The following is a 12,624-nucleotide window of genomic DNA, read 5'->3' as shown; positions in this document are numbered from 1 at the left end:
CACAATCTCCTCGTTTACATAAACACATTGGATAGTGTCATTTCTTTTTTACGCGGCTTTACTACCGCAGGGGTACCGAGGGCAAGGGAGTCTGCAGCAACATCATGAATCACTGTAGCACCTGCACCAATCAGATTTCTTTCCCCAAGTGTAATGCCTTGAATAATCGATGCCCCAGCACCCACAAAAGAGATATCGTTGACACGAACATTCCCGCATAAAGTAGCGTTCGGCGAAATGTTTACAAATGAGCCAATTTGGGACTCGTATTCAATGACACTCCCTGTCAAAATGCTCGTATGACTGCCAACCGTTACCCCGTGCATAATCGCTACGCTCGCGGAAATATATGTCCCGTAGCCAATTTCAACAGTATGATCCACGTAAGCATGCGGATGAATAATCGTAGCATAGCGATTTTCTGGAATATGCGTTAACCTTTTAGCCACGTTATACCGATTATCCACATTCCCAATTGCTAAAATGAAAAATACTTCTTCGCTTAGGAGTGATTGACTATAACTAACAGGCGCTTCAAATCCACCGTCTATTCCTCTGAAATCCGTAATTTGATCGTCTAAAAAGCCGACAAATTTGTAGCCTAGATTATAATGTTCCACGATATTGCGCAACATTCGACCTTGCGAGCCACACCCGATAATCACTAATGGCCGCTCATCTTTTGAAACGCTCTGCTGTAATCGATTCATTTTGATTAACCCCCTCTCGTGTGAGAACAACTCGGACCGTTCGAAGCAAAATTTTCATATCAAGCTTTAAGGAAAAGCGATCGACATATGCCACATCCAACTTGAATTTTTCCGTCCAACTAATTGTATTTCTCCCGTTCACTTGTGCAAGCCCCGTTAGACCCGGTTTAACCTCGAGCCGCCTTTTTTCATTGTCATTATAAAAAGCGATGTAATCACAAGTAAGTGGACGCGGGCCGATAAAACTAATATCACCCTTTAAAATATTGATAAGTTGCGGAATTTCATCAATACTCCACTCCCGCAGAAATTTCCCGACTGGACTAATCCGATTTTGTTCCCCCGTTTCTATTCCTGTCGTCTCATCAAACATCGATTTGAATTTATATTGTTTAAACGGTCGTCCAAAGAGCCCCGCACGCTCACAAATGTAAAATGGATTCCCCCGATAATAAGAAGCTAAAAATAAAGTAAGTATTATAAAGGGAATGACTACTACTAGCAAAGCAATTGTTGCCATTAGACAATCCAGCAGCGCTTTTAGCCGCAAATAACGCCTGCCTTCCATGACGCTCCCCTCCTTTATTTCGCAACCAACTCTTTAATTTCTCCTCCGCGACCAATCGCTTCATAATAAACGCCTAGCTTAGACATTTCGTCTGGATTAAAACAATTTCTACCGTCAAACACATGCGCCTGACTCATCCATTCTTTAAAATCCTCCGCTCGAATCGCTTTAATTTCATCCCATTCCGTCACAACTAGCGCCGCATCCGCTTGCTCAAGTGTCTCCCGAATAGAACTAGAAAGCTTAGCGTTCTCAGGCATTGCCACATCTTCCGCCTTCACAACCGGGTCAAACGCAGAAATGAGCGCTCCGTAACTCGCAAGCTCATCTATAATTCTAAGCGCTGGCGCTTCACGAACATCATCCGTATTTGGTTTAAAAGCGATTCCTAGAATCGCGATTTTCTTACCCCGAATTGCTCCCATTTTTTCAAGCAATTTACTTACAAGCACTCGCTGCTGCTCGGCATTCGTCTGAATAACCTCCTGAAGTAATGGAAATGTCATACCCGCTTCATGCGCAATTTGCAATAAACCAAGTGTATCTTTCGGGAAGCACGAGCCCCCGTAACCAATACCTGCTTGTAAAAATTTCTTTCCAATCCGTTTATCGAGACCCATTCCGAAACTAACTTCCTGCACGTCAGCACCAACTCGGTCGCATAAATTAGCAATTTCGTTAATAAAACTAATTTTAGTAGCTAAAAAAGCATTCGACGCATACTTAATTAATTCCGCACTTTTCGGTGTCGTTGTCACAATTGGAATTTCAAAAGGTGAATTAATTTCCTCCATCATTTGAATCACTTTTTCATCAGTCGCGCCAATCACAATTCGGTCCCCGTGAAACATGTCATGAAGCGCCATTCCTTCACGTAAAAATTCCGGATTTGAAACTACCGTAACTTTGCAACCCGCTTGTTGATTCATCAAGCATTGTAATTCCTTATTCGTCCCAACTGGCACAGTACTTTTGATGACCACAGCAGTTGGCTTTGTAATAGCCTCAGCAATTGCGCTAGCAGCCTGATTAAAATAAGTCATATCAATTCGCCCATCACTTCCAGTAGGCGTTCCAACCGCTAAATAAACAGCATTTGCCAAGTAAACACCTTCAGCAAAAGACGATGTAAAACTTAGTCTTCCTTCCGCAATATTTTTTAAAATGAGCGACTCAATGCCCGGTTCATAAATCGGCGAAACCCCATTGTTTAACTTCTGAATTTTCGTTTGATCAATATCAATGCAGGTCACATTATGACCAATTGCTGCCAAACCAACACCTGTCACTAATCCAACGTACCCTGTTCCTACAATCGCAATATTCAATATTTCTGCCCCCTCTTCATCGCAACTTGTTCTAAAATTCCAAGTAAGTCTTTAGCTGCACGTCTAGCGCTAAATTCAGCTTCCGCCACAGCCTTAATTTCTTTTTTCAAACCTCGTAAAGTTTCTTTGTTATCTTTTAGCTCTATTAACAAATCAGCTAATTGTTGCGGGTTTCTAGCATCAACGTAGTAACCTATTTTATGCTTTTCAACAATCTCTCTCGTCCAGCCATCAGAATTCACGATGATTGGTTTTCCAGCTGCTAATGCATCAAAAAATTTATTTGGCGAATTTGTAGCTAATATCGGTTTAGGTAAAAAGCTCGTTATTGTGATATGCGCCAAATCTAAATATGTTGGCACATCTCTTTTTTCAATCATATCTAGAAAAATAACATTTTGAATATTCCGCCTTTCACATTCAGAAACAAGTTCTGGTTTTGTTTTCCCACTGCCTACGATAAGAAACTGAATGTCCGGCACATTTTGCTTGCTAATTCGTTCCGCCGCGTCTAACAAATAGTGTAAGCCATTTGCCTCTCCCATCGCGCCAATGTGCGAAATAATAAATTGATTTTCCAAATTCCATTTTTCTTTAATTTCCTGTTTCAGCGAATAATTAATATTTTCATCAGTGAATAGTTCTAAATCTGCCAAATTAGGAATGACCGAAATTTTATCTTCTGAAATGCCACTTAGTCGCACGCCGTCCGCCATGCCTGGTGATAAACAGACAATATGTGCGGCTTTTTCATAAATCCGTTTTTCCATTCGTCGTAATATATGTTGAAGGGGCTTAGATTTTATGTAGCCCATTTGAATTGGCGCTTCTGGCCATAGATCACGAACTTCAAATACGAAAGGCACCTTCAGTTTTTTACTTAATCCCATCGCGGTAATACCAATTGTAAGTGGTGTAGAAGTAGCAAATATTAAATCAATATTGGGCAACGTCTTACCAACGCGTTCAGCTTTCCGCATAAATTTTAAGAACTCTATAATCCGAGCTTTTTTCCCTAAAAAATTACTATAATCGCTATGAACCGCCAAAATTTCTACGCCTTCGATATGATAATATTTCACATCACCTGTAATTTTGTAAGGTTCTTCCTGCTTCATGAACGCATCTGTCGTTATAACGGTAACTTGATGTCCATTTTCGACCAATTTCTGTGAAAAAATAAAGCTTCTAATGGAGGTCGAGGAAGATAGTGTTGCAAAATATTGATGCAAATACAAGATATTCAATAGCCCGTCATCCTTTTCCATACTTAGTTTTGAATAGATAGATTTTTCCAAGTAGTTTTTTCTTCTGAATTAATTGGGCTATAGATTAAGTCTGCTTTTTTCAAGTCTTTTGGAATAATGTAATATCCTTTTCCTTCTTTCTCGTCACCCGGTTTCACAACTTCATTTATGTTTTTCAAACTACCTTTTGCATAAAAATAATGTTCATCATTGTCAGTTAAGAAAAAGTCAGCAGCCACAATTCCTTGCTCTTTTTTCGAGATATTTTTTACTTTGTATGAAATCACCAATTCTTTTTTACCTTTTTCCGAACTATCTTGCTGCACAATTTTTGTGGGTGTGATTTGCCATGATGCCGTTTTTCTCTGTTCCAACTTTGTCGTTTCCGCATTATTGCCACAGGCCATTAGACTAAGCAGCATGAGCGTTAAGCTCATTATAAGTCCAACTTTTTTCATAAAATTCTCTCCTTCTTACATATTTAAAAGATACTCCACATTTTCCTCAGGAATCATAAAGCCCTCTTCTTCTGGAAAAATGTACTTTTTCTCTTTTAATTTACTTAACAGCCTTGAAGCCGTTATTCGATTGCAATTGCAGTATTTCGCTAAGCTTGTTACAGTAATTTCTTTAGGAAACAACAGATATGGCAATTTAAAAGCTTGTTGATTGAGTCTAGAAATTTGTAATATATAGTGAATAATCCGCTTATTTGAGTTTAAAAGCTGTAAATTTAAGAAATGCATTTCTTCTTCAACTTTCAAATATTGTTCCAAAAAAAGATGTACAAGTAAGCCGTCTTCTTCGAGTGTGTCAAAAATAGCGTCTTTATTTAGGATTGCAATATGACATTTTTTTATATTGCTTAAATAATAAGTTTCATCATCCTCTACCATAAAAATAAAATCGCCTTCTGAATTAAAGCTATACTGATATTCCCCTGTAATCCGATTGTTAATTTTTTTTATCGATAATCCGTTTAGCACAATAATAAATTCATTTTCTTTTACACGATATTCCATATTCTTTTTCAACTCTGTCTTCTTATATTTGAACTTACTTAACAGAAATAACGATAAATTTTGATGCTCAGTTATTTTCTCATGCAGACTTAGAAAGTCCATGACGCCCCTCCTCTCCCAATTTATTGTATCTAAAATCTTTTCAAGGAAGAATAGGCCAAAGTGTAATAAAAGTTGCAGATACGGTCAATTTTTTACGAAAATGTCAACTTTAGTGCAAATATACGCTTTTTTTCGTGAAATTTTATGGTTTCGCTTTGTTTTTTGCTACAAAAATGTATATTTTATATACATGCGGATTTTTGAATATAATAAAGAATATTCGTTCTACATCTATCTTATTCTTTAAAATTAATGTAAACTTGATCTTAGCTATTGTTTTTCAACATTTAACGTGTTACAAATATAATGATAAAGCAATTAATAGTTTTTTTAACTCCTTTGTGACCTATTTTTGGCACTTTGGAGGAAGGAGTATGGATAAAATGAATATTTTCCTGGTTGAGGATGATTTTCTCCATAGAGAATTCATCGAAAATTGCATCTTGACTTCCACTCAAGAACTTGACATTGTTTCCGATATGCATATCATTTCCAATATCAATTCCTTTATAAATCAGCTTGAAACACTTCCCATTATGGATAACGACATTTATTTTCTTGATATCGCTTTAAAGGAAGCCATGTCTGGCATTGACATCGCTGAATTAATTCGCCGCAAAAACGCCCACTGCTATCTTTACTTCATCACATCTTATCAGAATAAAAGTTTAGAAATTATCAATCGACATATTCTCCCTTCCGGTTACCTCATCAAAAAATCTGATAGTTTAGATTCCATTCCAGCGCAAATTCAAAAAATTTTCGAGGACATTAAAGAAAAAGAAGCCAAAAAAGCTTTGACAGGCGATATTATTTTAAAAAATGGGTCAGAACGACTTTTTTTAAGAAAAAAAGATATTGTTTTTATTCAAACATTAACGGGTAGTAAAAACTATTCCGAAATCAATTGTAAAAACCGTAGTCTTTCCGTACGCTATCCAATTAGTGCTTTAAAATTACTATGTGAGGACAATAATTTTTATACCAATTTAAAATCATTCATTATTAATACAAATGAAATAAATTCCATTGATCGAAAGCTCGGTATTATTCACTTCAATTATGGTTATGAACTATATGCCAGTAAAAAAATCATCGATAAACTACTTAAACATTTGAATTCTTAGGGGGAGCCACTCCATGTTTATTTTATCTGATTACATTATTCTAATTGCTGGTTATTCAGGACTACTTGTTAATTTATTGCTGCTTAATGCTCCTTTATTTATAAGCTACCGCGATGCTTTCAAATTGGTCGGCTTTATGATCCTCATGATTCTTGGCATGTTTTTTATTATTTCAAATCACACCTTAGTTACACTTTCAGCAATGTGGCTTGTACCATTTCTACTCACACTCCCACATTGTTATTTCGCTTACCGCCGTCTAAATAATTTGTTCGCAGCTGCGATTATTATCGCCATTAATTTTCTCACCATCATACTGTCTTTTTCCCTATCGCTCGATTTTATTAAGGTTAAAATCATGACGTTTGCTGGTTTATGGGAAGAAAAATATTTTTTACTTTTAAGTATTAGTTTCATCATCATCATTATCGCTATAGACCTACTCCTTTTATATTTAAATAAAAAGTTTCACTGGATTGACATATTAGTCAATAATAAGCAAAGCCGCTTAACACAGTTGTCCGTAATAATTGTTATTCCTGCACTTTTTATCATTAACACAATTCGTCTTGTTTTTTTCGGAGACAACCGCCTCCTCTTTGCCATATTCGGCTTAATCAATTCGATTTTTTTCGTAATCTTGCTGCTGTTCTTAATTCAACTAACGAAAACCGCCCGAGATTACCAATTCTTAACGCAACATTTAGCTTACCTCGAAGAACAACATCGAAAAACCGAATTCGCACTTGATTTTATCCACGATTTCGAAGCACTGCTGCTCACTATTCAAATTCACGCTGAAAAAGGCGACTTGGTCAAGGTAAAAGAAATGACGACTAATCTGCATACGTACATCAAAAGTCATACACCCGACCAACAATTTACAGAAGTGCAGCAAATCTATCTTCCTAGCGTACAAAGCTCCATCATGTATTACCTTTCGCGAGCTCGAGAAAAAAACATTCACATCGAACTAGATATTCCCTATCCAGTCGAGCGTACCATCATAAACACAATCGATTTTCTTAGGGTGCTCTCTATCCTATTCAATAACGCCATCGAAGCGACGGAACATGCTGAAAATCCCACAATCAAGCTCCGTCTAGCTGCCCAGCCTGATGCGCTAGAAGTTAATTTAACAAATTCCACTTCAGATACGCACATACTCCAAACAAGCCAATTGGTTCAAAAAGGGAGAACAAGTAAAAAAGGCCACCAAGGGCGAGGCCTATATATCTTCCAAAAGATTGCTCACAAATACAGCAATGTGGACTACACTATTTCAAATGAAGAAAAATCATTTAGCGTTTCATTAATAATTTCCAAATAAAAAAGGATTCCCATCCCCGATTTAAAAGGGTTAAGGAATCCTTCTTCTTTTATTCTACAACATTTACTGTAACGCGATTAATTTCTTGATAAGCCGCATTCACTAAAACTACTTCAACTTTATCTGCAGAAGCAATTCCTAGGGCTTTTAGGTTAGAAAAAGTATATTTTCCGTCCGCTACATCCGCTTGGCGCTTCACAACTCCATTTACAAACAGACGTACTTTAGAGCCTAATGTCCCGTATGTTCCTGTTAATGTATCTGCACCAATTTTATATGCACTATCAACTGTTAGCGCATTTAATTCAGCCGCATTAACAACGTTTACTGTTAGTCGCTTCACTTCAACATATTGCGAATTAACCGCTACAATTTCAACTTTATCAGATGGACCTACAATAAAGCTTCCTGCATTGTTAAATGTAAACTTATGTGTTGCTTCATCCATTGTTGCCTGTGCCTTCACTACACCGTTCACAAATAAACGCACTTTCAAAATGCCTTCCCCGTATGTTCCACTTAACACTGTATCACCAGCATTGTATGTGTTAGCTGTTAACGTGTATAATGTCCCTTTTAGTTCAACTGGTTTACGGCTAACCTCTTGATAAAGAGAGTTGACTGCTACCACTTCAACTTTAGCTTGGTTAGAAGTAATCAGTTTATCTACATTATTGAATGTGTATGTGCCATTATTGTTAATAGCTTGTGCAACAATTTTCCCGTCAATAGCAAGCCGTACTTTAGAAATTCCTGAACCATATGTTCCCGCTAAAGTAGTACTTCCCATTTCGTAAGATTCTACAGTCAGCGCATTCGCTGTCGAATTTTCCACATCGACCGGCGCGCGATAAATTTCTGCATACTGCTTATTCACAGCCACCACTTCAACAGTATCAGATGGGCTTGTAATTAAGCTTGAAGCATTATTAAAAGTAAATTTATGTGTTGAAGCATCTACTGTCGCTTGCGCTTTAATTTCTCCGTTAACAATTAGACGGATTTTATAAGCACTGTCATCATATTGACCTGTTAATTGACTTGCCCCGTAGCTGTAAGTATCCGGTATAAGGACTTTAATTAAGTTTCCTTTTAGTGCAACCTGTACTTTTTTAACTGGAGCATATTTACTATCTACGCCGACTACTTCCACAATATCCGTTGCAGACACAATAAATTTATCAATATTATTAAACGTATAAGTACCATTACTTGTCGTAGCTTGTGAAACAACTGTGCCGTTAACAAATAGACGCACTTTAGAAATACCAGCACCGTATGTTCCGCTAAATGTGCTTGTTCCAACAGTTAGTGTTTCTGGAACCGTTAAATCAAATTTAGTTGAACGAGTCACTGTTTTTGTTACTGCTTGCGAAACATTACTAGCTGCATCTTCAAGCACTACACTAATAACCGCATTTTCAGCTTGTTGAGAGATTGCAATTTGGAACTGTCCATTTTCAGCAACTGTAGCACGTCCAATTTCTTGACCATTCACTTTAGCAATCGCTGTCGTACCAGCCTCACCAGTACCAGTAATCGTTTTATCATCTGCTGAAATGTCTTTCACTACCGGAGTAGCTGGAGCTGTCACATCTTTAACTTGTACAACTTTTTCTTTGCTGACTTGTTCACCTTTCGATAATGTCATTGTAACTGTATATGTCGGCAATAATTTATCTACCAAAATTGAGAATTTACCTGTTGAATCCACTGTTCCAATGTACGGATTTTTAACAGCAGTACCATCTTGATCTTTTACAATAATTTTAAAATCAGCGTTTGGTGTAGCTGTTCCTTCGATTTTTGTAGATTGATCTGTAATTTCACTAATGATAGGTTGCGGTAAATCACCAGGTTGAACAGTCTTAACTGTCGCATCACCTTTTAGTCCAGATGGTTTAATTTGAGCAATACTAATTTTAGCACCTTCAGCTTGTGCTGGAATTTCAATGTTGAATGTTCCATCAGCTGAAACTGAAACTGGATCTAGTGCACCTGTTGGTAACGTAACTTCCACTTTGTTACCATAAGTTCCTTGACCTTTAATTTCAACAGTATCTGTATAAACATCTTCTACAATTGGTGCGGCTGGTTTAATCGCATCTATAACAGTCGTTTCTCCTACAGGACTTACTTTACCATTTCCTGAAGTCACAACTTGAACTTTATCACCATATTCAGGTTTAGCAATTTCTACTGAGTAATGTCCGCTATTATCTGTATTTCCTACGTATGCTTTTTCAGTACCATCTTCTTTAATAACTTTAACATTTACATTAACAGCTAAATCAGCTTCCCCGCTAACAACCGTAGTATCATTTGTCACCGCATTAATGATTGGCTTACTTAATTCCCCTTGTCGTACAGGTAAGGAAGTCGTTACATCACTAATATTCCCTGCAATATCTTGGTTTGCAACAGTGACAACATGTCCCATAATTTGGCGCGGTAACAGAACGGAATAGTTACCATCTGCATCTACATCACCTTTAACAACTTGATTATCTTCCGTTGTTAAAATGACTGTTGTATTTGGCTCTGCTTTACCTGTCGCAAGGTTGGCATCTGTATAAATCGGATTAATTGTCGGTACTTCTGGTGGTGTAACATCTGTATTTTTAAATGATAAATCAGTCAATGACATACTTGCGGTATTAACACCAATATTTCCACCACGTGCCATCCCAATCATCACGTCAATGTCACCTGTTGCAGGTGCAGTATAGTCATAATTAAATGTCCCGATTTCTTTAGCTGCTTTATGAACTTCTGTTTCACCAACTTTATAATAAAAGTCAGCTCCTGCATCTAATATGCTACCAGTATCTTTAACAATTGCACTTAAACGATATGTTTCACCTTTAATAACATGAACTTTCTGTGTAAGTGTTCCCTTACCTCCATACGACCAAAAGCGTAATCCACCAGTAATTTGTTTTACTGTCGATTGTCCAGATTCAAAAATAAATGATCCTGAGCTATCTTTACTCATGCCACCTGTAATAACTTGATCATTATACGCAGGCGTCCAGTCATCAAATCCTATTGCATTCGCTGTAAAAGTTGGGTTTTTAAGAATATTCACTGGTGTAACAACTGTCGAGCGTACTTGCGGGCTAGTAGATTCCGCCGCACTTACAGTTGCTGGTATTGCTGTTAAAGCTGTAGACGCTAATACATTAAATGCAACAAGCGCCACAGCACCTTTTTTCAAAATTTGTTTCTTTTTCATTTTCTCCTCCTGATTGCGAAAAATTATTTAGTGAACTCCTTTAAAACTTATTTCCCTCCTTTTTCATTCACTACCTTCACAAATAATCTTACAACGGATTGCAAAAACTTTTTTAGCTAATTTTCGATAAAAAAACTACAGTTTAGAAAATTTTTTCATAAATTTTCACGGTTACGTCAAAAACATTATTTTTTAACAAAAAAACACAGCTCCAAAACGGAACTGCGCCTTCCAATTAAATTTTCTCAATCTGATTGAAATCAACTTCAACCGGAGTTTCCCGACCGAACATGTTGACCATAACTTTTGCTTTACCTTTATCCATATCCATTTCGTCGACTTTACCAGAGTAATCAGCAAACGGACCTTCTTTAACCATAACCGTTTCACCAATTTCAAAGTCAGCATCAAGCAGTTTATCCATCATGCCCATGCTCTTCAGAATGCGATCAGCTTCTTCAGGTAAAAGGGCTGTTGGTTTTGAGCCTGAACCAGCGGAACCAACGAATCCCGTAACGCCCGGTGTATTACGAACAACGTACCAAGAGTCATCTGTCATCACGATTTCAACAAGCACATAACCTGGGAATACTTTACGTTTAATCGTTTTTGTTTTACCATTTTTCACTTCTGTTTCATCTTCTTCTGGGACAATAACGCGGAAGATTTTATCCGACATGCCCATTGATTCAACACGTTTTTCCAAGTTAGCTTTTACTTTATTTTCATAGCCCGAGTAAGTGTGGACGACATACCAATTTTTTTCCATTTGTTAGTTGGCGACACCTTTTGTCACCATCCTCCTTTGTTTTCGATTCAGCCAAAACAAAAAACCCGGATTCACTCGGGTTTCATCACAAGTAGTATTATACCATTAATTTTTAAAATTGCCCAGCATTACAGAATAAGTTGAATAAGCTGTTCAATTCCAAAGTCTAACAGCATAAAGAATACAGCAAATAAAATAACCGTAATGACAACTGTTACCGTGTAACTTGTCAATTCTTTTCTAGTTGGCCAAGTCACTTTTCGCATTTCAGACGTCACGTTTTTAAAAAATCTTGAAATCGCAGACATGTTTAAACCTCCAATTAAAACTATTTTGTTTCTCGATGTAAAGTGTGTTTATTACAGTGCCGGCAAAATTTCTTAACCTCTAAACGAACTTGTTTATGCGAACCACTGGCACTAATTGAATAATTTCTTGAACCGCACTCGCTACAAGCAAGTGATGTTTTTTTCTTCATATGCTTCTGTCAACTCCGCTACTCTCATTTGCGTAGTCTTATTAGAAGACTTTGCATCTCTATAAATATATCATCTCATAAAGTTCAAGTCAAACGAATTTTTGTGACAAAACCGCCATAAAGCCGTTCATAAGTCTTTCGTCATCTTTCGTTTGATGCGCTGCAAAGCATTATCGATTGCTTTCTCCTTCACCTTAAAAGCTACCGCCATTTCATGATAACTTTTTCCCTCTAAATACTGCTTCAAAACATTTCGCTCGAATTCACTCGTGAGCGCCTCGAGCTTCTTTGCAACATTTGTAAAATCTTCATTTTTGATTAAAAAATCTTCCGGGGTTTCCGCTTGCTTTTCCGAGATGACATCGATGAGCGTCCAGTCTAGCTCATCGTCCGAGCTCATTGGTGTGTCAAGAGAAATCGATTGATTAAGCGGATTATTTTTCTTTCGTGCCCCGCGCTTGACCGCCGATAAAAGCTGCCTATTAATACAAATTTCTGCAAATGATTTAAACGAAGCCGCTTTCTCCGGATTGTAATCCCGAATAGCTTTAAAAAGCCCAATCATGCCTTCTTGAATTAAATCTTCACGGTCGGCACCCTGCAAAAAATATTGGGTCGCTTTCCAGTAAACCACGCTTTGATACTTATCAAAGAAATATTCAAGCGCTTCCGTGTTTCCTCCTCTAGCAAGTGTCAGCAAATCCATTT

Annotated in this window: 13 protein-coding genes; 2 read left to right on the top strand and 11 right to left on the bottom strand. The window is 37.3% G+C overall.

The annotated features are described in order from the left end of the window. Window positions 1-14: 14 nt before the first annotated feature. From BN1609_RS12180 to BN1609_RS12155, 6 genes are read right to left on the bottom strand one after another with little or no spacing between them, the layout of a single operon-like run. Window positions 15-710 carry an acetyltransferase gene (locus BN1609_RS12180; protein ID WP_088840911.1) on the bottom strand — a complete coding sequence of 232 codons (696 nt, stop codon included), beginning with the start codon at window positions 708-710 and terminating at the stop codon, window positions 15-17. Next, the gene (locus BN1609_RS12175; RefSeq protein ID WP_088840910.1) at window positions 676-1,278 is read right to left on the bottom strand and encodes a sugar transferase; all 603 of its coding nucleotides are present in this window, start codon (window positions 1,276-1,278) and stop codon (window positions 676-678) included. The genes BN1609_RS12180 and BN1609_RS12175 overlap by 35 nt, the downstream gene beginning before the upstream one ends. A 14-nt stretch (window positions 1,279-1,292) precedes the next feature. Then, window positions 1,293-2,606, bottom strand: coding sequence for a UDP-glucose/GDP-mannose dehydrogenase family protein (locus BN1609_RS12170; RefSeq protein ID WP_088840909.1), 1,314 nt, complete (start codon window positions 2,604-2,606; stop codon window positions 1,293-1,295). After that, window positions 2,603-3,853, bottom strand: a complete 1,251-nt coding sequence (locus BN1609_RS12165; protein ID WP_159458170.1) for a glycosyltransferase family 4 protein — start codon at window positions 3,851-3,853, stop codon at window positions 2,603-2,605. Before BN1609_RS12165 ends, BN1609_RS12170 begins: the two co-directional genes overlap by 4 nt. A 23-nt stretch (window positions 3,854-3,876) precedes the next feature. After that, entirely contained in the window at window positions 3,877-4,311 is a 435-nt protein-coding gene (locus BN1609_RS12160) for a DUF4352 domain-containing protein (RefSeq protein ID WP_088816285.1), read from the bottom strand. 15 nt (window positions 4,312-4,326) lie between these two features. Then, the gene (locus BN1609_RS12155; RefSeq protein WP_088816284.1) at window positions 4,327-4,977 is read right to left on the bottom strand and encodes a Crp/Fnr family transcriptional regulator; all 651 of its coding nucleotides are present in this window, start codon (window positions 4,975-4,977) and stop codon (window positions 4,327-4,329) included. Window positions 4,978-5,351: 374 nt separating this feature from the next. On the opposite strand from BN1609_RS12155, the gene BN1609_RS12150 reads away from it, so the two are divergent. Further along, complete coding sequence (locus tag BN1609_RS12150) at window positions 5,352-6,104, top strand: LytTR family DNA-binding domain-containing protein (RefSeq protein ID WP_255377381.1); 753 nt, start codon at window positions 5,352-5,354, stop codon at window positions 6,102-6,104. 13 nt (window positions 6,105-6,117) lie between these two features. Continuing rightward, a complete protein-coding gene (locus BN1609_RS12145) occupies window positions 6,118-7,434 on the top strand; it encodes a GHKL domain-containing protein (protein ID WP_088816283.1) in 1,317 nt (438 codons plus the stop codon). Window positions 7,435-7,483: 49 nt separating this feature from the next. Here BN1609_RS12145 and BN1609_RS12140 read toward each other — a convergent pair whose 3' ends face one another. The 5 genes from BN1609_RS12140 to BN1609_RS12120 form a co-directional block, all read right to left on the bottom strand. Beyond that, complete coding sequence (locus BN1609_RS12140; RefSeq protein WP_088816282.1) at window positions 7,484-10,669, bottom strand: immunoglobulin-like domain-containing protein; 3,186 nt, start codon at window positions 10,667-10,669, stop codon at window positions 7,484-7,486. A gap of 235 nt (window positions 10,670-10,904) precedes the next feature. After that, window positions 10,905-11,438, bottom strand: a complete 534-nt coding sequence (gene nusG / locus BN1609_RS12135; RefSeq protein WP_088811007.1) for a transcription termination/antitermination protein NusG — start codon at window positions 11,436-11,438, stop codon at window positions 10,905-10,907. Window positions 11,439-11,566: 128 nt separating this feature from the next. After that, window positions 11,567-11,746 carry a preprotein translocase subunit SecE gene (gene secE, locus BN1609_RS12130; RefSeq protein ID WP_088811008.1) on the bottom strand — a complete coding sequence of 60 codons (180 nt, stop codon included), beginning with the start codon at window positions 11,744-11,746 and terminating at the stop codon, window positions 11,567-11,569. A gap of 20 nt (window positions 11,747-11,766) precedes the next feature. After that, a complete protein-coding gene (gene rpmG, locus BN1609_RS12125) occupies window positions 11,767-11,916 on the bottom strand; it encodes a 50S ribosomal protein L33 (protein ID WP_007471971.1) in 150 nt (49 codons plus the stop codon). Window positions 11,917-12,043: 127 nt separating this feature from the next. Then, window positions 12,044-12,622: an RNA polymerase factor sigma-70 gene (locus BN1609_RS12120; protein WP_088811024.1), complete on the bottom strand. Its 579-nt coding sequence runs from the start codon at window positions 12,620-12,622 to the stop codon at window positions 12,044-12,046. Window positions 12,623-12,624: the final 2 nt, after the last annotated feature.

It is taken from the genome of Listeria sp. ILCC797 (assembly GCF_900186185.1).
GTDB classification, from domain to species: Bacteria; Bacillota; Bacilli; order Lactobacillales; family Listeriaceae; genus Listeria; species Listeria goaensis.
This window is presented reverse-complemented; position numbering and strand designations above follow the sequence as displayed.

Coding starts and splice junctions, on each gene's coding strand:
- rpmG (WP_007471971.1), bottom strand. CDS start 11,916: ATGAAGAAAAAAACATCACTTGCTTGTAGCGAGTGCGGTTCAAGAAAT.
- BN1609_RS12120 (WP_088811024.1), bottom strand. CDS start 12,622: ATGGATTTGCTGACACTTGCTAGAGGAGGAAACACGGAAGCGCTTGAA.
- nusG (WP_088811007.1), bottom strand. CDS start 11,438: ATGGAAAAAAATTGGTATGTCGTCCACACTTACTCGGGCTATGAAAAT.
- BN1609_RS12180 (WP_088840911.1), bottom strand. CDS start 710: ATGAATCGATTACAGCAGAGCGTTTCAAAAGATGAGCGGCCATTAGTG.
- BN1609_RS12145 (WP_088816283.1), top strand. CDS start 6,118: ATGTTTATTTTATCTGATTACATTATTCTAATTGCTGGTTATTCAGGA.
- BN1609_RS12155 (WP_088816284.1), bottom strand. CDS start 4,977: ATGGACTTTCTAAGTCTGCATGAGAAAATAACTGAGCATCAAAATTTA.
- BN1609_RS12140 (WP_088816282.1), bottom strand. CDS start 10,669: ATGAAAAAGAAACAAATTTTGAAAAAAGGTGCTGTGGCGCTTGTTGCA.
- BN1609_RS12160 (WP_088816285.1), bottom strand. CDS start 4,311: ATGAAAAAAGTTGGACTTATAATGAGCTTAACGCTCATGCTGCTTAGT.
- BN1609_RS12175 (WP_088840910.1), bottom strand. CDS start 1,278: ATGGAAGGCAGGCGTTATTTGCGGCTAAAAGCGCTGCTGGATTGTCTA.
- secE (WP_088811008.1), bottom strand. CDS start 11,746: ATGTCTGCGATTTCAAGATTTTTTAAAAACGTGACGTCTGAAATGCGA.
- BN1609_RS12150 (WP_255377381.1), top strand. CDS start 5,352: ATGGATAAAATGAATATTTTCCTGGTTGAGGATGATTTTCTCCATAGA.